Below are 17,053 nucleotides of genomic sequence, written 5' to 3'. Positions count from 1 at the left end.
CTTACGAGTTCATATCGGCAAAGGTCGTACCGTCATCGGCCATTTTGCGCAGAAGCGCGGGCACCTGCCAGTAGTTCGGGTCTTCCTTTGCATATTCTTCGATGCGGCGCACAAGCTCTTTGGCGCCGATAGTGTCGGCATAGTGAAGCGGGCCGCCGCGATGACGCGGGAAGCCGTACCCAAAGAGGAACACCATATCCACGTCGATCGGACGCTTGGCGGTGCCGTCTTCGACCACACGGGCCGCTTCTGAGATAAAGGCAGTCATGTAGCGATCTACGATGTCCTGATCCGTAAACTCTTTTGGCGTGATGCCCTTTTCGGCGCGGACTTCGTCGATGATGTCGTCCACCTCGGGGTTGGGCACCGGCGCACCGGTTTCGTACAGATAGTAGCCCTTGCCGGTTTTTCGACCATGGCCGACGCGTTCGCTGATCCGGTCAGCGATATCGCCGCCATAGCGTTCGTCGGCAGGCAGGCCTTCTTCCTTACGGCGCTGACGGGTCATGTAGCCGATATCAAGGCCAGCAAGGTCGCCGACCTTATGCGGGCCCATGGCCATACCAAAGCCTTCCAGCGCATTGTCGACCTGTGCGGGCGACGCACCGTCCAGCACGAGGTAGGAAATCACCTTGCCGTAGTGGCCAAGGATACGGTTGCCGATAAAGCCGTCGCAGACCTGTGCGAGCACACCGACCTTTTTCAGCTTTTTCGCCAGTTCGAACCCAGTGGCCAGCGCGTCGGGCGCAGTTTTCGCACCCTGCACGATTTCCAGCAGACGCATCACATGAGCGGGGCTGAAGAAGTGCAGGCCCAGCACGTCCTGCGGACGGTTGGTCATGTCGGCAATGGCGTTGATGTCCAGATAGGACGTGTTCGACGCAAGGATCGCACCGGGTTTGCAGATGGTGTCGAGCTTGCCGAAGATGTCCTTCTTGATCTCCATCTTCTCGAACACGGCTTCGATCACCAGATCGACATCGGCCAGGTCTTCCATGTTCAATGACGGCTCTAGCTTGGCCAGTGCCGCGTCACGTTTGTCCGACGACATCTTGCCGCGCGACACCGCCCCGTCGAGGTTCTTGGTGATCGTCGCAACGCCACGGTCCAGACCTTCCTGCTGCACTTCGATCAGGCGCACCGGGATACCCGCCATCAGGCAGGAGGTCGTGATGCCCGACCCCATGGTACCGCCGCCGATCACGCCGATTTTGTTCAGCGGACGGGTGTCGCCTTTGGCTTCGGGGATGTTCGATACCGCGCGCTCGCCGAAGAACGCGTGGATCAGGCCAGCACGTTGGGGCGAATTCAGGCAGGTCATGAAATGCTCCCGCTCGGACTTCAGGCCTTCGGGCAGGGGTTTGACCGAATCCGCAATGGCGCGAACACATTCGGCCAAGTTGATCAGATGCGGGTTCTTCTTTTCGACCATGGCCAGCGTCTGTTCGATGGCCGCGTCGTCAGGTTTCACGTCAATCTCGCTGGTGCGGCGGGTTGGCAAGGTACCGTCGATGACCTCTTGCCCCATGGCCAGCGCAATCTCGCGCGGGTCGCCGGGCTCGACCACGCGGTCGATTGCACCCTTTTCCAGACCTTCTTCAACAGGCGCATGGCGGCCCGACACGGCGATATCCAGCGTGTACGCGATCGAGGCCACACGCGGCAGACGCTGCGTGCCGCCCGCGCCGGGGATGATGCCCAGCAGAACTTCGGGCAGGCCGAACTTGGCCCCTTTCATCGCGACGCGCGCATGGGTGGACAGCGCGGTTTCATAGCCACCGCCCAGCGTCGTGCCGTGCATGATCGAGATGACGGGGATTTCGCTGTCTTCGATGACGTTCAGCACTTCGGTCAGCGACGGCTGCTTTGGCGGCTTGCCGAATTCGCGGATGTCGGCACCGGCGATGAACGTGCGGCCCGCGCAGTACAGCGCGATGACCTTGGCTTTGCCTTCGCCGTTGATGCCTTCGATAGCCTTCACCAGACCTTCGCGCACGGCGATGCCGGTCGCGTTGACGGGCGGGTTATCGACACAGATCAGGGCGATATCGCCCTCATACCCATAAGAAACGGCTTCGCTGGTTGCTGTGGATTCGGCCATGTCACTTCCTTCGCCCTGTTAATTTCATAAGGGAAAAGGCTGCACGGCGTGAACCGACAGGTCAGACTCCTCCCTCTTGGGGTTGGAACCTAGGGTGCCGAGCCAGAGTCGTCAATCAGCGGAATTGTGTTTTGCAGTGCAGAATAGTGCTGCGACGCAGGGTTATTTGCGCACTCAGCCGGGGATGATCTCGAACTTGACCACGTCGACCATGCCCCGATCGGTGATCTTCAGCGCGGGGATCACGGGCAGGGCAAGGAAGGCCAGTTGAAGGAACGGCTCGTTCAGCGTGACCCCCAAACCCTTGGCCGCATCGCGCAACTGGATCAGGTTCTGGTGGACAACCTCGAACGGCTGGTCGGACATCAGGCCCGCGACCGGCAACGCCAGTTCAGCCAGCACCTTACCGTCCTGAACCACGACAAATCCGCCCTGCAATTCAGCCAGACGGTTCGCGGCAAAGGCCATATCGTCGTAATCCGCACCCACGACCGCGATGTTGTGGTGATCGTGACAGACGGTCGAGGCGATGGCCCCGGCCTTCAGCCCAAAGCCTTTGACGAACCCGGTGGCGCTGTTGCCGTTCACGCCGTGGCGTTCGATCACCGCAATCTTGATCAGGTCGCGGTCAAGGTCGGGCCGTTTGTCCCCATCGGTGATCTCAATCTCTTCGCTGAGGTATTCGGTGATGATCTTGCCTTCGACGATCCCGATCACGTCCGTCTTGGTCCGGTTGCCCCCGGTGCGGAAGGTGTCCGCCGTGATCGTCTGCGTCTTGACGGAGTTCTGACCGACCGGCTGCGTGATCTTTCGCGCGGCAAAGCCCGCGTCGTCCATCACCTGACCGCCAGAAAACACCATTGAGGCCCGGCAATCCGTCACGTCGTCCAGCACCACGATATCCGCCCGTTTGCCCGGCGCGATCTGGCCGCGGTCCTTCAGCCCAAAGGCCTCTGCCGCCGACAACGACGCAGCGCGATAGACGGCGAGCTCCGGGCAACCAAGGTCGATCAGCGTGCGGATCATATAGTCCAGATGCCCGTGTTCCCCGATATCCAGCGGGTTCCGGTCGTCAGTGCACAGGCACATGTAGGCGCTGGTGATGTCGGTCAGCAGCGGCTGCAGCGCGTGCAGGTCTTTGGACACCGACCCTTCGCGGATCAGCACGCGCATCCCCTTTTGCAGCTTTTCGCGCGCTTCTTCTTCGGTGGTCGCCTCATGCTCTGTCCGGATGCCCGCACTGACATAGGCGTTCAGGTCCTTGCCCAGAAGCTGAGGACAATGGCCATCAATGTGACGCCCCCGGAACGCTTCGAGTTTCGCCATGCACCCGGGGTCCTGAAAGATCACACCGGGGTAGTTCATGAATTCTGCCAGACCGATAACCTGAGGATGGTCGGCGAGCGGCAGCAGATCATCCGCCTCAATCCGCGCACCGGCGGTTTCCATGTGCGACGAGGGCACGCAGGACGACAGGTTCACCCGGATATCCATGATCGTTTCGGTCGCAGATTGCAGGAAATATTTGATCCCCGGCACGCCGATGACGTTGGCAATCTCATGCGGGTCACAGATCGCTGTGGTGACACCGCGCGGGCCGACGCAGCGGTCAAACTCATGCGGCGTGACGAGGGAGCTTTCGATGTGCAGATGCGTGTCGATAAATCCGGGGACCAGCGTCTTGCCGGTGACGTCGATGACCGTCTTGCCGTCGTAATCCGCGCCGATCCCGACGATGGTGTCACCGCAAATCGCCACGTCGCCTTTGATTTTCAGGCCGGTGACCATGTCCCAGACCTCTCCGCCGCGCAGCACCAGATCGGCGGGGGCATCGCCGCGCCCTTGAGAGATAAGATCGGACAGGGGTTGAGTCATGGATGCGGTCTCCTTCGGTTGGGGGTTTTATCGGACGGGGCGAGGATGGGGTAAAGGGGTGTGGTCTTCTTTGAGGGCTGCGCTCGTCCGCGGGTGGCGCGTTAGCGCCGCCGTCACGCCAAAGGCGTGCCGTTTATTTATTGAACAGGCGCACCTTTGGTGCGACGGGGCGGACGGCGCTGCCCGGCGTTGCCGCCGGGCGGGACGATTGTTCGACGTCGCTCCCCCCCTTTACGCCACGCCCGTCCCGTCCGATAAATCCCCCAACCAAGGAGCCACCTCATGAGCCTGTTCCAAATCCCCACCCATCCCGACGTCCCGGTCATCGGCGAAAGCCAAGGCTACCCTGTGCGCCGCATCTTCTGCGTCGGCCGCAACTACGCCGATCATGCCATCGAAATGGGCGGCGTGCCGGATCTTGAGGCGCCGTTCTACTTTACCAAATCGCCCGCCCACCTTTGCCTGACCGGCGCGACCGTGCCCTACGCCCCCGGCACCAGCGACCTGCACCACGAAATGGAACTGGTCGTCGCGCTTGGAACACCTGCGTTCCGGGTCAACAAGGATGATGCGCTTGGCATGGTCTACGGCTACGCCTGCGGGCTGGACATGACGCGTCGCGACCGTCAGCAGGACGGCAAGGACAAGCGCCGCCCGTGGAGCCTTGGCAAAGACTTCGAAGACGCCGCGGTGATTGCGCCCCTGACCAAAGCCGCGGATTTCGGGCCGGTGGAAAAACAGGCGATCACCCTGTCGGTGAACGGCGACACCCGCCAATCCGCCACGCTGGACCTGTTGCTGCATTCCATTCCGGCGGTGATCGAACACCTGTCGCAGTATTATCACCTTGGACCCGGCGACCTGATCTATACCGGCACGCCCGCAGGCGTCGGCGCCGTGCAGGAAGGCGATCACCTCCACGGAGAGATCGACGGTCTGACCCCCATCGACCTGACGATCGGAAAGGCGGAATAACTGCCTCAGGATTGATACAGGTCACGTTTCTTTGCAATTGCAGAATAATTGCCGCAAAGCAGCGAAAACCTGTATGATCGGGGCATGAGTCGCAAACCTCGCCTATCTGCCGATGACTGGCTGAATGCCGGACTGAAGGCCTTGGCGGCCTCGGGCCCCGAAGCCTTGAAGGCCGAACCTTTGGCGCGTGCTCTCGATACGACCAAGGGCTCGTTCTACTGGCATTTCGAAGATGTGCCGCGGTATCGGCAGGCGCTTTTGTCGATGTGGCGCGATATTGCGGCCAACCTGCCCAACCAGCCCCACGAAAAGGCCGAAGCGGTCGCGCAGCTTAAGGCGCTGATGTCAGACGGTTTTGGTGGCGATCAGGCGACGGAAACCGCGATGCGCAACTGGGCCAGTACCGACCCGGACGCCGCCGCCACGATTGCCGAGTTGGACGCCCAACGGCTGGACCATCTGGCCGACCTTCTGCGGCAGCTGGACGTGACCAATCGCGATATGGCCATCAGCCTTTATGCAGCCAAGGTCGGAATGGACACCGTGTCGCCCGCATCGCGCGATGACGATGCGCTGGCCTCCTTGGTCGATCTGGTGCTGGCGCTGCGCTAATTGATTCCCGCGGAAAACCGATCGACAAAACGTTGACGCGCCTCTGGCAGCGGTTTTCGGCCCAATTCCGGCGCTAATGTTTCAGCCAAGAAGAACCCCGTCACGCGGAAGCCTTCGGCAATTTCGGCGTCCGGGGCGTCACCTTCGCGGCGCAGACAGGGCGGCAGAGGCAACAGCTTGTCCGCCCAATCCCCCGCCCCTTTCCGCGTCACCGCCCGCCCGGTTCTGGGAGAGATGAACTCTAACCCCTCGGTCGCGCCCGTCACGGCGCAGACGTTGAGGTCGAGCCCAAAGCCCATTTCTTCCAGCAGTGCCAGCTCCCAATGCAGATAGGCCAGCGGCCAAAGGTCCATCTGACCCAGCAGGTCCATCAGACCTTCGGTACGGGCATAAAGCGGGCCGTGCACTTCACGCTCGGGCAGGGTGAAGCCTAGCATCGCTGTGACCGCGTTCAGGCCGGCCAAGGCCAGACGGTCATTCATCACCAGCGCGGCGCGCGATCGGATGGGTTCGATCACGAAGGCGCCCATGTGCTCTTCCAACCGGGCCTTCCATGTCACGTCGACCTGCGCACCCGGTTGCAGAACCGGGGCCATCTTGCGCGACGCCCCGCCCCGGACGACGCCCGCATGGCGACCGTGGTCGGGGGTGAACACCTCGACGATCGCGGCGCTTTCGCCGTGTGCCCGTGCGGACAGGATGATGCCGTGATCTCTCCACTCCATGCGCTCTTATCCGCGCCCTTGCGCGATCTCGCAAGTTCGCGCAATTCTGCCGGGATGAGATTATCGCCCCTCGCCCGCACTTTGGCCGCCCTGATTGCCGTGATGACCTTCGCGTCTCTCGCCGCGCAATTCGCGGCGTCGCAACTGGTGCACGCCGAGGAAAACGCGCTGCAAACCCTTTGGCGGCTGGGGCGGTTTTTTACCATCCTGACCAACGTCATGGTCGCAGTGACCTTCACGGCCCTCGCCCTCCGGGGCGTCGTCGCCTCTGCCCGGTGGCTGGGCGGGGTGACGCTGTGGATCGCGATCGTCGGGGTGGTCTATCACCTGCTGCTGGCCGCCACCGACAGCCAGGAAACCGTGATCGGGTATTGGGCGAACATTGGATTGCATACAACCGTGCCGCTGGCGGTCGTGGCATGGTGGCTGGCTTTTGGACCACGCACGGGGCTGAACGTGACGGCGGCGTTGATGTGGATGGGCTGGCCGCTGGTCTATGTCTGCTACGCCTTGGGGCGCGGTCAGTTCGACGGCACCTACCCCTATTTCTTCACCGACCCGACCAACATCGGCTGGATGGGCGTGGCGAAGTGGACGGTGATCCTAGCGCTGGCGTTCGTTGTCGGAGGACTGATCCAGATCGCCCTGGCCCGCCTGATCCGACACACGGACCCCACCTAGACCTGTCAGTCAGACAGCCCCGGTTCATCCAGCAGGTGCCGCCCGGCCTTGTCTTCAACCTCGATCACCCAGAGGTCGGGGTCATAGCCGCGCTGACGGGTCACGGCGGCATCGACCTCTGCCTCGTCCCCGTCGACCAGAACGATCCAATTCCGCGCACCCGTCATGATGTCGAAAGACCGCTGGAACGCGACCGCCTTGCCATCCAGCGTGGCCAGTTTGACCAGAACCGCGCCCCCTGTGTCGTCACCATGCGACACCACGAAGGCCGGAATGTCCTGCAACCGCAGGCGGGTCAGATAGGCGTCCACCCACATGCGCGCGGTCAGGCGCATGGATCAGTTCCCGTCCTTGAAATCCAGACCCATCTCGGAATAGCGCTCTGACTCTTCCAGCCAGTTCTGACGCACCTTCACCTGCAAAAACAGGTGCACCTTGCGGCCAAGAAACTCTTCAAGCTCTTCACGCGAGGCCTTGCCGATGGCTTTGATCTTCTCGCCCTTGTTGCCCAGAACGATGCCCTTATGGCCATCCCGCATGACATAAATCATCTGGTCGATGCGGGCCGAGCCGTCTTTGCGTTCTTCCCAATGCTCGGTCTCGACCGTCATTTGATAGGGCAATTCCTGATGCAGCCTCAGGGTCAGCTTTTCGCGGGTGATTTCTGCGGCGATCATGCGCATGGGCAGGTCCGCGATCTGATCCTCGGGATAAAGCCACGGACTTTCCGGCATCTCTCCGGCCAGCCATTCGCGCAGGTCCTGCACGCCATGCCCCTTCTCGGCCGAGATCATGAAGGTCTTTTCGAAAGTATAGGCTTCGTTCAGCTTTTCCGTCAGATCCAGCAGCACGGGCGCTTCGACCCGGTCGATCTTGTTGATGGCCAGAACAATGCGGCGGCCCTTCATGTCGTTCAGCGTGTCCAGAATGCGCTGCACGCCGCCGGTAATGCCGCGATGCGCCTCGACCAGCAGCACGGTGATATCGGCGTCGGACACACCGCCCCAGGCGGCGGCGACCATCGCACGGTCCAACCGGCGGCGCGGCTGGAACAGACCGGGCGTATCGACAAAGACGATCTGACTGTCGCCTTCGATGGCCACGCCGCGGATACGCGCGCGGGTTGTCTGAACCTTGTGAGTGACGATCGACACCTTGGCCCCGACCATGCGGTTGGTCAGGGTGGATTTGCCTGCATTAGGCTCTCCGATCAGGGCGACGAATCCGGCGCGGGTTGTCATGGGCGGGCTTTCAATTGTTGGGTCGCGGGCATTGGGCGACAGGATAACAGGTTTTGATCAGCCTCAAACCGTATCCAGACGCAAAGCGCAATGGTCCGAGACCTCGGGTGTTCTGACGACTTCGAAATCGGCGTCTTTCAGCGGACCGTTCACCAACATGTAGTCGGCGAATTTCTCGGGCTTTTCGTAAAACGACGTGCGGGTACCATCGTGCCCGCGCGACGTGACCAGATCATAGGGCGTGGTCCGCGCCAGAATGCGCAGCGTTTCGGACCCGGGCAGCACGTTGAAATCACCGCAGACGACGGTCGGGTCGCCCGGTTGATGCACCGCCTTGACCATGTCGCCAAAACGCCGCGCCTGTTCGCTGCGCAGCGGCGTATCCATCTTGCCTGCCATATCGCGCAGCCCATGCATGTGCCCGACGGTCAGGAACCCCTGATCCGGATGCCAGACGCGCGCCACATGCCCGGTACGCGACCGGGGGTGATCCCCGAAACCATCCGTGCCGAAGGTGCCATGCACGAACCCCTGCACCTGCCCGACCAAAGTCAGTCGCGGGTGGATGAAAGTCGCCAATCCCCAGTAGGTTGGCACCGCCTGATCACCGTGCCACAGGTTGCCACGCGCGGCGGGGCAAAAGGTGATCGCATGGCCGGGCAGGGCCTTCGCCACATCGTCGATCACATTGGCACGCTGCGGTAGCTGCATCCCGTCATCACGGTATTCCAGCAAATCGGCAGGGCTGTCCGGTGTCTGCACGACCTCTTGCAGGCAAAGGATATCCGGCTGCGCGTCGGCAAGATACGCCACCATGTTGTCCACCAGCCGCCCGCCCCAGGCATTCAGGCTGATCACCCGCATCAGCCTAGCAACTGGTCCATCAACGCCTTGGCCGCAGCCTGTTCAGCGTTGCGTTTCGATCCGGCGACGGCGACGGCTTTTTCGCCCGACTGCAACCGGGCCTCAATCTTGAAAACCGGGGCATGGTCCGGGCCTTCGCGCCCGACCTCGGCATAGACTGGCGGGGGAAGGCCACGGCCCTGCGCCCATTCCTGCAGCGCGGTCTTGGCGTCACGGGCGTCGGCGTCCACGGTGGTAATCCTGTCACCCCAAAGACGCAGGATCATATCGCGCGCCACGTCGAACCCGGCATCCAGATAGACGGCGGCGATCACCGCCTCCATCGCGTCACCCAGAAGCGCCTGTTTGCGACGACCGCCAGACATCTGCTCCGACCGGCCCAGTTTCAGCACTGCGCCAATGTCGATCACGCGGGCCACGTCGGCGCAGGTTTCCTTGCGGACCAAAGCGTTGAAGCGTGGGGCCAACTGCCCTTCGGACGCGCCACGATCCTTGGCCAAAAGCGCCTCGGCCATGACAAGGCCCAGCACCCGGTCGCCCAGAAATTCCAGCCGTTGGTTGTCGTCACGGGTGGGGGACGAGACAGACGAATGCGTCACCGCCCGCACCAGAAGTTCGGGCCGGGCAAACTCATGCCCGATCCTTTTGCTGAACTCCTGAAGATCCGCCGAGAGTTTGACCATGAGCCCTTAGTCGATCGCCTCAAAGAAACGGTCGCCGCGCCACGTCCAGAAGAACAGCATCGACCGCCCCGCAGAGGAGAACATGACCCGGTCAGCCCGACCGATCAGGTTTTCGTAAGGCACCATGCCCACGCCAAAGGAGGTCTGGGTCACGCGGCTGTCCAGCGAATTGTCGCGGTTGTCGCCCATGAAGAAGTAATGCCCATCCGGCACGGTAAAGACCTTGGTGTCGTCCAGATCTTCGCCATTGCGGATGTTCAGTGTCGAATAGGTCACCCCGTTGGGCAGCGTTTCGATCTGACGCTGTTTGACGCAGGTGCCAAATTCGCCAACCGGATCGTTGGAACAGCGGGGAAAGCGCTGCTCGGGGCCCTGCGGTTCCTTCATCTCAGAGAAGGTGCCGCCGTCCTGAACCTGCACCGGTTCGCCGTTCAGATGCAGCACGCCGCCCTTCAGCTGAACCGTATCGCCCGGCATGCCGATCAGACGCTTGATGTAATCCTGATGGGTCACCGGATGACGGAACACGACAACGTCGCCCTGCTCCGGCTCGCCCCCAAAAAGGCGGGAATTGTCGCGATCAAGGAACCCGCAGATATCCTTGGCGTCGATATCCACGCCAAAGCGCGCGATCTTGATGTTCGGGCAAGAGGCGTAGGAATAGCCGTAGGCCATCTTGTTCACGAACAGAAAGTCGCCGATCAGCAGCGTGTCTTTCATCGACGAAGACGGGATCCAGAAGGGCTGAAAAAACAACGTGCGGAACACGCCCGCGATCAGCAACGCCCAGAAGATCGTTTTGATCGTTTCCCAGATCGCGCCCATGAAGCCCTGTGACTCTTCACTCATGCCGTGCTGTCCTTCCGCGTTGCAGCCAAGGGGTACATGCGGGCCGGGGCGTGGCGTGTCAAGCGCCGCCCGGCGCGGTTGCGCCGGTGGGCGCGATGGGGCGCGCCTCGATCACCACAAAGGCCTGCGCCCAGGGGTGGTCATCGGTTAGCGTGACGTGGATGATGGCCTCGTGTCCCGGTGGGGTCATCTGGGCCAGACGCTCGGCCGCCCAACCGGTGACCTGCATGACGGGCTGGCCCGTACGCAGGTTGCTGACGGCCATGTCTTTCCACGAAATGCCCATGCGCAGCCCCGTGCCCAAAGCCTTGGAGCAGGCTTCTTTCGCCGCCCAACGTTTCGCGTAGGTGCCCGCCACATCGCGGCGGCGGTTGGCCTTGGCCTGTTCGACATCCGTGAAGACACGGTTGCGAAACCGGTCGCCGAAGCGATCCAGAGTGCCTTGTATCCGGTCGATATTCGCCAGATCTGTACCGATGCCTAAGATCATAAGACGCCCGCTGCCAGCCTGCCTAAAGGTCGAGGTGGTCAACCCTTAGCGGCTTGGGCGTCGGATGTCAGGCGCTAGGTTGAACCCGCGCCCGAATCGACACGTTTGATCGTGCCTTGTCACCCGCGCCGGGGGCCGGCGGCGGGACCAGCGGCAAATCCGCCAGGTCGCGCATCGTCATCCGCTGGATGTCCGGATGCGCCATTGGATCGCCCGGCGCAGGGGTCTGCACAGGGGCGAAGAGGGTTTTGAACCAATTTGTCATGGTTTTCTCCTTTCTTTCAGATAGGCTGAATATAGGGATCAATTTTCACTTAAAAACTGCACCAGAACTGTATAGGTATATAGAAAATCTAAATGACTGACCTTCGGAACGCCCCTTTGAACGGACTGCGCGCAGCCGAGGCGGTGTATCGCACCGGGTCGCTGTCCGCTGCCGGGAAAGAACTGGGCGTGTCCCCCGGCGCCGTCAGTCAGCAGGTCGCGCGGCTGGAAGACGCTCTGGACCTTGCCCTGTTCGATCGTCGCCCCACGGGCATGATCCCGGCAGAGGGCACGGCCGAGGTTTTTCGCCTGCTCAGCCAAGGCTTCGACCAGATCGCCGCTGCCATCGACCTGACGCGTCGCGACAAGCAATCGACGCTGACGATCTCGGTCGCGCCGATCTTTGCCGCGCGATGGCTGATCTGGCGGCTGCCCGATTTTTCAAAAGCGCATCCCGATATCCGCGTGCGGTTCGACAGTGACGTGACGCTGGTCGATCCGAATACGGGCGCGGCGGATTTCACCATCCGGATCGGGCGCGGCCCCTACCCGAACGTGACGGCACAACCGCTGTTCCCGCAGCGAGTGGTCCCCGTCTGCCATGCCGATCTGGCGGCAAAGCTGACCACGCCCCAAGACCTGCGGCATGTGCCGATCATCCGCGAAAGTCACGGTATGTACGATTGGCGCGCTTGGCTGACGCCTGACGATCCTGCCCCGGACGAATTGCCCGGCGGGCCGGTGTTCAACGAAGGATCGTTGTGTCTGGACGCGGCGATGACCGGGTCGGGCGTGTTTCTGGCGTTTGAAACGCTATGCTCGGACGCGCTGCGCCGGGGCCAGATCACAGCGCCTTTCCCGCGCTGGACGGAAACCGGACAGACCTATTGGCTAGTGTCTGCCCGCGACCGGTCGTTCACGATCCCGCAAAAGAAGTTCCGAAACTGGCTGATGCGCGCGATCGAGGCCGAGGGGCTGGGCACCGCCGAACTGAGCTGATCCGCGATCAGTCCTCGGCCTTGGCGTAAAGGTGTACGATCCGATCTTCCTGCACACCTCCGATGGCAAGGAACCCGTCATGATCGGCGCGGTCGAAATCCGTCAGATCAAGGTCGGGGAAGGCAAAGTACTTTGACAGCTCCACATTGGGTTTCGTCGCGGCAAAGATCACCCGTTTAATCCCTGCAAACCGCATGGCAGACAGGCACATTTCGCACGGTTGCAGGGTTGTCAGCAGGGTGCAGCCCGACAGATCAGGATCAGCCAAGGCGCGGGTTGCGCGACTCATCGCGACGATTTCGGCATGCCTTGTGGGGTCGTGGTGCAGGTGCACCTCGTTCTCGGCAATCGCCAGAAGGGTGTCGCCGCGCATGATCGCCGCTGATATCCCGGCTTTCCCACCATCCTCTGCCGCCTCTAATGCCCTGTCGATCAGGCGGTCCATGGTGGCAATTTCGGCGGCGGTGGCAGGGGGCGTATCGGTCACGGGGTATTTCCTTTGGCTGGGCCAGAAGGGTAAGGCCGCCTGCTCTCGCTTCAAGGTGGACCAACCCGATTGCCCTGCGCCCCGTCAGTACCGGCTAAGCAGCGACAGGATTTCGCCGGTCGCCTGATTTAGCTGAAAGGTCAGTTCGCGATCCGTTTGATACCCATCCTGTCCCGCGACGGACACGGGCAGATAGAACACCAGACCACGGGCGGGATCATACTCGGCCTCCAGCATGTCGAACTCTACCCCGCCAAAGCCGATGTCCTGATAGGTCAGCACCCGGCACTGTCGCCAACCGCCGTCGCCATAGGGCGGCGACAGGATCAGGATGTGATAACCGCCGACCGCTGGCTCTCCGATATCGATCAGAGCCAGACGCACGTCACCGTTTGCGAAGGTCCGGGTGTTTTCGGACCAAGGTTCGGCAATGGCATCTGCCCGCGCGCGCCAGTCACATTCCTGCACACTTTGGGCAACGGCAGCTTGGGCGATAAACAGGCTGAGTACGGTTAGGATCAGGCGCATGGGACATCCCTTCTATGGTCCGGTCTCACCAGCATAGCAGAGAAAGGCCTGACAAGCGCGCCACTTATGCCGCGCCGCGCGCCTCATCCATCAGGCGGCGCATTTCGACGATAGCAGGCTCTAACCCGCGAAAAATCGCCTCTCCGATCAGGAAGTGGCCGATGTTCAATTCCATCACCTCGGGCAGGGCGGCGATGGGTTTGACCGTGTCGTAAGTCAGCCCGTGGCCCGCGTGCACCTCAAGCCCCAGCGAATTGGCGAATGCCGCCATGTCGGTCAGACGCGTCAGTTCTTCATCACGCGCGTCGAACCGGCCTTCGGCATGGGCGTCGCAATAGGCCCCCGTGTGCAATTCGATCACCTCGGCCCCAATGCGGTGGGCGGCTTCGATCTGGCGGCGGTCCGCGGCGATAAAGATCGACACGCGACACCCGGCCTCGCGCAGCGGCGCAATGAAATGGGCTAGCCGGTTTTCTTCACGCGCAACTTCCAGCCCGCCTTCGGTCGTCCGCTCTTCGCGTTTCTCGGGGACGATGCAGACGGCATGTGGTTTGTGACGCAGGGCAATCGCCTGCATTTCGTCCGTGGCGGCCATTTCAAAGTTCAGCGGCAGGGTCAGCGCGCCCATCAGCGCCTCGATATCCGCATCCGAGATATGGCGGCGGTCTTCGCGCAAGTGCGCCGTGATGCCATCCGCACCGGCACGTTCTGCGATTTCTGCCGCGCGCAGGGGATCGGGATAGGCGCTGCCACGCGCGTTCCGCACAGTTGCCACATGGTCGATGTTCACACCCAGCCGCAATCTCGACATCTCACGCGTCCCCCTTGGTTCCATTTGCCTCGGTACTGGCGGCCTTGGCCTTGGGCGGTTTGCCAGCATCGGATTTGGCCCGGATGGCCGCCAGTTTCTTTTTCAAAACCCCGCGACGCCGCGCCTGATAGGCCCGGATCAGCGGTACGGACAAGTAATAGGCCGCCAGCCCAGAAATCACACCCGGAATGATCCCACCGATCATGTAAGGGTAGAAAATGTCGTGATAAAAAACGCCGAGGGCGGTCCAATCCGCATCCACATCAGTGAAAAGCGCGATTACGTTGTCCTTGAGGTCTTCGGCCGCGAACAGGAATTTCTGCACAAAGGTATCTTCGTCCCCGGCCGCATGAGGATGACGCCCCAGCAGGAACAACCCGATCTGCGTCGACAGCAGCGCGATCGGCACATAGGTCAGCGGATTGCCGACAAAGGTCGCCAGAAGCGCAGCAAGGATGTTGCCACGCACGATAAAGGCGATCAGGGCGGCGACGAAAAAATGCAGGCCGTAGAACGGGGTGAAAACCGTCACCACGCCCGCGAAAATCCCGCGGGCAATCTTTTCCGGCGTATCGGGCAACCGCCGCATACGGTGTTTGACGTAGGTAAAAGCCCGCCCCCAGCCACCACGGGGCCAGAAGAATTCAAACGCAATCAGCCAGAGCGGACGTCTATCCCGACGTTTGAAGACCAACGGTCTCTCCCATTCCGTCTGGCGCCGCAGGAGCGCGCGCCGCCGACAGGTTTCGATACCGCGATACTGCCGCAATGTCCGACTCTGCCTCGAGCGCCGAGGTGACATTGTGCAGATGCTCAGCATCGCGCAAATCTATGTCGATCAGAATCCTGTAAAAATCCGGTTTCTTGTCGACGAAATTCATGTCCGAGATATTAGCCTTCTGTTCCCCGATCAATGTGCAAATGCGCCCCAGCGCACCAGCATCGTTGCCGACGGTGATCGACAGTGTCACGGGGTTGACGGCGGCGTGTTTGCCGCTGTGCCAATGCAGGTCCAGCCAGCGATCCGGCTGATCCTCGTAGTCGCCCAATACCGGGCAATCGATGGCGTGCACAACGACACCGCGCCCCTTCCAGGTGATGCCGACGATCCGTTCCCCCGGCAAAGGCTGACAACAGCCCGCCCGTTCAAATTTTTGCCCCGGCGACAGGCCGATGACCGCGCGGTCCTGCCCAATGCCGACACCGTCGTCCGGCACCAATTTGGGGTAAAGGACCTGAACCACCTCGGTCGCGCTCAACTCGGCCGAACCTAGGCGCGCCAGCAGCACGTCGCGCCCGGACAGCCGCAGCTTTTCCGCGGCCTTATCCAGCGCCTTGTCGGTGGCCTTCTTGCCGATGTGTTCAAAGGCCGAGCGCGCCAGTTCAGCGCCCAGCCGCATGAAGCGTTCCTTGTCGACCATGCGCAGCGCCCGGCGGATCGCGGTCTTGGCCTTGCCGGTCGTGGCGATGTCCAGCCAAGTCGCCTGTGGTTCCTGACCTTCGGCGGTGATGATTTCGACCGACTGGCCGTTTTTCACCCGCGTCCAAAGCGGCACGCGCATCCCATCGATCTTGGCGCCCACACAGGCCGACCCGATCCGGGTGTGGATCGCATAGGCAAAGTCGATCGGCGTCGCGCCCTTGGGCAGCTTGACCACTTCGCCCTTGGGGGTGAAGCAGAAGACCTTGTCCGAATACATCTCAAGCTTGACCGCTTCGAGGAAGTCTTCGTGGTCTTCTTCGTTATCGAACTGTTCCGATAGGGATGCGATCCAGCGGGCGGGGTCCACCGCAAAGGGGTTCGCCGCAGGAACACCGTCCCGATAGGACCAATGCGCCGCAACGCCCGATTCCGCGACTTCGTTCATTTGCTGGGTGCGGATCTGCACCTCCACCCGCTTGCCGTCGCGGCCAGACACCGTCGTGTGGATCGACCGGTAACCGTTCGATTTCGGCTGAGAGATATAGTCCTTAAACCGCCCCGGGATTGACCGCCAGCGGCGGTGGATCACGCCCAGCACGCGGTAGCAGTCATCTTCGGACCCGGTGATGATACGGAACCCATAGATGTCGGACAGACGAGAGAAGCTCTGGTCCTTTTCCTCCATCTTGCGCCAGATCGAATAGGGCCGCTTCGCCCGACCAAGGACTTTGCCTTCGATCTCGGCCTTGGCCAGTTCCGCCCGCATGTCGCCGGTGATCCGCTGGATCACGTCGCCCGATTCCTGCTCCAGCGTGATATAGCGGCGCATGATCGAATTGCGGGCGTCGGGATTTATGACCTTGAAGGCCAGATCTTCCAGTTCTTCCCGCATCCACTGCATACCCATGCGCCCGGCCAAAGGCGCAAAGATGTCCATGGTTTCGCGTGCCTTCTGCATCTGCTTTTCGGCACGCATGGATTTGATCGTCCGCATGTTGTGCAGACGGTCGGCCAGCTTGACCAGCAGCACGCGCAGGTCGCGCGACATGGCCATGAACAGCTTGCGGAAGTTTTCGGCTTGTTTCGTCTCGGTCGAGTTCAGCTGAAGATTGGTCAGCTTGGTCACGCCGTTGACCAGTTCAGCGACCTGTTCGCCGAATTTGTCGGACACGATCTGATAGGACGCCTTGGTGTCTTCGATGGTGTCGTGCAGCAGCGCGGTGACGATGGTGGCGTCGTCCAGATGCTGCTGCGCTAGAATGCAGGCGACCTCAATCGGGTGCGAGAAATAGGGCTCTCCGCTTTTGCGGAACTGCCCTTCATGCATCTCGCGCCCGAAATCATAGGCGTCGCGAATCAGCTTTTCGTTGGTCCGGGGGTTATAGGCGCGGATCAGCGTGACAAGATCGTCGGCAGGCTTCAGATCCACCCGATTTTACCTTTCC

Annotated in this window: 19 protein-coding genes; 4 read left to right on the top strand and 15 right to left on the bottom strand. The window is 61.6% G+C overall.

Annotation, left to right across the window (positions count from 1 at the left end; translation table 11 throughout):
* Position 1: 1 nt before the first annotated feature.
* Positions 2-2,101: a 3-hydroxyacyl-CoA dehydrogenase NAD-binding domain-containing protein gene (locus tag ACI3GR_RS10175; protein WP_407494221.1), complete on the bottom strand. Its 2,100-nt coding sequence runs from the start codon at positions 2,099-2,101 to the stop codon at positions 2-4.
* Positions 2,102-2,275: 174 nt separating this feature from the next.
* Entirely contained in the window at positions 2,276-3,976 is a 1,701-nt protein-coding gene (gene ade, locus ACI3GR_RS10170; protein ID WP_407494219.1) for an adenine deaminase, read from the bottom strand.
* Between the two features lie 282 nt (positions 3,977-4,258).
* Between ade and ACI3GR_RS10165 the strand changes: the two genes are divergently transcribed.
* Both ACI3GR_RS10165 and ACI3GR_RS10160 read left to right on the top strand, forming a co-directional pair.
* On the top strand, positions 4,259-4,951 hold the full coding sequence (locus ACI3GR_RS10165; RefSeq protein ID WP_407494218.1) for a fumarylacetoacetate hydrolase family protein: 693 nt from the start codon (positions 4,259-4,261) through the stop codon (positions 4,949-4,951).
* 84 nt (positions 4,952-5,035) lie between these two features.
* Positions 5,036-5,563 carry a TetR/AcrR family transcriptional regulator gene (locus ACI3GR_RS10160; protein WP_407494216.1) on the top strand — a complete coding sequence of 176 codons (528 nt, stop codon included), beginning with the start codon at positions 5,036-5,038 and terminating at the stop codon, positions 5,561-5,563.
* On the opposite strand, the gene recO is transcribed toward ACI3GR_RS10160, so the two are convergent.
* Complete coding sequence (recO, locus tag ACI3GR_RS10155) at positions 5,560-6,288, bottom strand: DNA repair protein RecO (RefSeq protein ID WP_407494214.1); 729 nt, start codon at positions 6,286-6,288, stop codon at positions 5,560-5,562. The two genes, ACI3GR_RS10160 and recO, sit on opposite strands and share 4 nt — an antisense overlap.
* A 54-nt stretch (positions 6,289-6,342) precedes the next feature.
* Here recO and ACI3GR_RS10150 point away from each other — a divergent pair, with 54 nt between their 5' ends.
* A complete protein-coding gene (locus ACI3GR_RS10150) occupies positions 6,343-6,969 on the top strand; it encodes a Pr6Pr family membrane protein (RefSeq protein WP_407494212.1) in 627 nt (208 codons plus the stop codon).
* A gap of 5 nt (positions 6,970-6,974) precedes the next feature.
* On the opposite strand, the gene ACI3GR_RS10145 is transcribed toward ACI3GR_RS10150, so the two are convergent.
* The 7 genes from ACI3GR_RS10145 to ACI3GR_RS10115 all read right to left on the bottom strand — a co-directional run bounded on the left by ACI3GR_RS10145 (position 6,975) and on the right by ACI3GR_RS10115 (position 11,361).
* Positions 6,975-7,304 carry a DUF1491 family protein gene (locus ACI3GR_RS10145; RefSeq protein WP_407494210.1) on the bottom strand — a complete coding sequence of 110 codons (330 nt, stop codon included), beginning with the start codon at positions 7,302-7,304 and terminating at the stop codon, positions 6,975-6,977.
* A gap of 3 nt (positions 7,305-7,307) precedes the next feature.
* Positions 7,308-8,210 (bottom strand): GTPase Era, encoded by a 903-nt coding sequence (era, locus tag ACI3GR_RS10140; RefSeq protein ID WP_407494209.1) that lies wholly within the window; start codon positions 8,208-8,210, stop codon positions 7,308-7,310.
* A gap of 63 nt (positions 8,211-8,273) precedes the next feature.
* Positions 8,274-9,074 carry an endonuclease/exonuclease/phosphatase family protein gene (locus tag ACI3GR_RS10135; RefSeq protein ID WP_407494207.1) on the bottom strand — a complete coding sequence of 267 codons (801 nt, stop codon included), beginning with the start codon at positions 9,072-9,074 and terminating at the stop codon, positions 8,274-8,276.
* Positions 9,074-9,757, bottom strand: coding sequence for a ribonuclease III (gene rnc / locus ACI3GR_RS10130; protein ID WP_407494205.1), 684 nt, complete (start codon positions 9,755-9,757; stop codon positions 9,074-9,076). Before rnc ends, ACI3GR_RS10135 begins: the two co-directional genes overlap by 1 nt.
* Positions 9,758-9,763: 6 nt before the next feature.
* Positions 9,764-10,606 carry a signal peptidase I gene (lepB, locus tag ACI3GR_RS10125; RefSeq protein ID WP_407494202.1) on the bottom strand — a complete coding sequence of 281 codons (843 nt, stop codon included), beginning with the start codon at positions 10,604-10,606 and terminating at the stop codon, positions 9,764-9,766.
* Positions 10,607-10,664: 58 nt separating this feature from the next.
* The gene (gene acpS / locus ACI3GR_RS10120; protein ID WP_407494201.1) at positions 10,665-11,096 is read right to left on the bottom strand and encodes a holo-ACP synthase; all 432 of its coding nucleotides are present in this window, start codon (positions 11,094-11,096) and stop codon (positions 10,665-10,667) included.
* A gap of 67 nt (positions 11,097-11,163) precedes the next feature.
* Complete coding sequence (locus tag ACI3GR_RS10115; RefSeq protein WP_407494199.1) at positions 11,164-11,361, bottom strand: hypothetical protein; 198 nt, start codon at positions 11,359-11,361, stop codon at positions 11,164-11,166.
* A gap of 92 nt (positions 11,362-11,453) precedes the next feature.
* Between ACI3GR_RS10115 and ACI3GR_RS10110 the strand changes: the two genes are divergently transcribed.
* On the top strand, positions 11,454-12,359 hold the full coding sequence (locus ACI3GR_RS10110; RefSeq protein ID WP_407494197.1) for a LysR substrate-binding domain-containing protein: 906 nt from the start codon (positions 11,454-11,456) through the stop codon (positions 12,357-12,359).
* A 7-nt stretch (positions 12,360-12,366) separates the two neighbouring features.
* On the opposite strand, the gene ACI3GR_RS10105 is transcribed toward ACI3GR_RS10110, so the two are convergent.
* From ACI3GR_RS10105 to ACI3GR_RS10085, 5 genes are all read right to left on the bottom strand, one after another.
* Complete coding sequence (locus tag ACI3GR_RS10105; protein WP_407494195.1) at positions 12,367-12,846, bottom strand: nucleoside deaminase; 480 nt, start codon at positions 12,844-12,846, stop codon at positions 12,367-12,369.
* 84 nt (positions 12,847-12,930) lie between these two features.
* Positions 12,931-13,374, bottom strand: coding sequence for a hypothetical protein (locus ACI3GR_RS10100; protein WP_407494192.1), 444 nt, complete (start codon positions 13,372-13,374; stop codon positions 12,931-12,933).
* A 64-nt stretch (positions 13,375-13,438) separates the two neighbouring features.
* Positions 13,439-14,185: a pyridoxine 5'-phosphate synthase gene (locus ACI3GR_RS10095; RefSeq protein ID WP_407494190.1), complete on the bottom strand. Its 747-nt coding sequence runs from the start codon at positions 14,183-14,185 to the stop codon at positions 13,439-13,441.
* 1 nt (position 14,186) lies between these two features.
* The gene (locus tag ACI3GR_RS10090) at positions 14,187-14,879 is read right to left on the bottom strand and encodes a DUF2062 domain-containing protein (RefSeq protein ID WP_407494188.1); all 693 of its coding nucleotides are present in this window, start codon (positions 14,877-14,879) and stop codon (positions 14,187-14,189) included.
* A complete protein-coding gene (locus ACI3GR_RS10085; protein WP_407494186.1) occupies positions 14,857-17,037 on the bottom strand; it encodes a RelA/SpoT family protein in 2,181 nt (726 codons plus the stop codon). The genes ACI3GR_RS10090 and ACI3GR_RS10085 overlap by 23 nt, the downstream gene beginning before the upstream one ends.
* Positions 17,038-17,053: the final 16 nt, after the last annotated feature.

It is taken from the genome of Pseudooceanicola aestuariicola (genome assembly GCF_045763785.1).
GTDB lineage: Bacteria > Pseudomonadota > Alphaproteobacteria > Rhodobacterales > Rhodobacteraceae > Pseudooceanicola.
Note: the sequence above shows the minus strand (reverse complement) of the source record. Positions and strands in the feature narration are given on the sequence as shown.

Bases quoted from the DNA above. Each gene is read 5' to 3' on its own strand.
- ACI3GR_RS10175 (WP_407494221.1), bottom strand. From the start codon at position 2,101: ATGGCCGAATCCACAGCAACCAGCGAAGCCGTTTCTTATGGGTATGAG.
- ade (WP_407494219.1), bottom strand. From the start codon at position 3,976: ATGACTCAACCCCTGTCCGATCTTATCTCTCAAGGGCGCGGCGATGCC.
- ACI3GR_RS10165 (WP_407494218.1), top strand. From the start codon at position 4,259: ATGAGCCTGTTCCAAATCCCCACCCATCCCGACGTCCCGGTCATCGGC.
- ACI3GR_RS10160 (WP_407494216.1), top strand. From the start codon at position 5,036: ATGAGTCGCAAACCTCGCCTATCTGCCGATGACTGGCTGAATGCCGGA.
- recO (WP_407494214.1), bottom strand. From the start codon at position 6,288: ATGGAGTGGAGAGATCACGGCATCATCCTGTCCGCACGGGCACACGGC.
- ACI3GR_RS10150 (WP_407494212.1), top strand. From the start codon at position 6,343: ATGAGATTATCGCCCCTCGCCCGCACTTTGGCCGCCCTGATTGCCGTG.
- ACI3GR_RS10145 (WP_407494210.1), bottom strand. From the start codon at position 7,304: ATGCGCCTGACCGCGCGCATGTGGGTGGACGCCTATCTGACCCGCCTG.
- era (WP_407494209.1), bottom strand. From the start codon at position 8,210: ATGACAACCCGCGCCGGATTCGTCGCCCTGATCGGAGAGCCTAATGCA.
- ACI3GR_RS10135 (WP_407494207.1), bottom strand. From the start codon at position 9,074: ATGCGGGTGATCAGCCTGAATGCCTGGGGCGGGCGGCTGGTGGACAAC.
- rnc (WP_407494205.1), bottom strand. From the start codon at position 9,757: ATGGTCAAACTCTCGGCGGATCTTCAGGAGTTCAGCAAAAGGATCGGG.
- lepB (WP_407494202.1), bottom strand. From the start codon at position 10,606: ATGAGTGAAGAGTCACAGGGCTTCATGGGCGCGATCTGGGAAACGATC.
- acpS (WP_407494201.1), bottom strand. From the start codon at position 11,096: ATGATCTTAGGCATCGGTACAGATCTGGCGAATATCGACCGGATACAA.
- ACI3GR_RS10115 (WP_407494199.1), bottom strand. From the start codon at position 11,361: ATGACAAATTGGTTCAAAACCCTCTTCGCCCCTGTGCAGACCCCTGCG.
- ACI3GR_RS10110 (WP_407494197.1), top strand. From the start codon at position 11,454: ATGACTGACCTTCGGAACGCCCCTTTGAACGGACTGCGCGCAGCCGAG.
- ACI3GR_RS10100 (WP_407494192.1), bottom strand. From the start codon at position 13,374: ATGCGCCTGATCCTAACCGTACTCAGCCTGTTTATCGCCCAAGCTGCC.
- ACI3GR_RS10095 (WP_407494190.1), bottom strand. From the start codon at position 14,185: ATGTCGAGATTGCGGCTGGGTGTGAACATCGACCATGTGGCAACTGTG.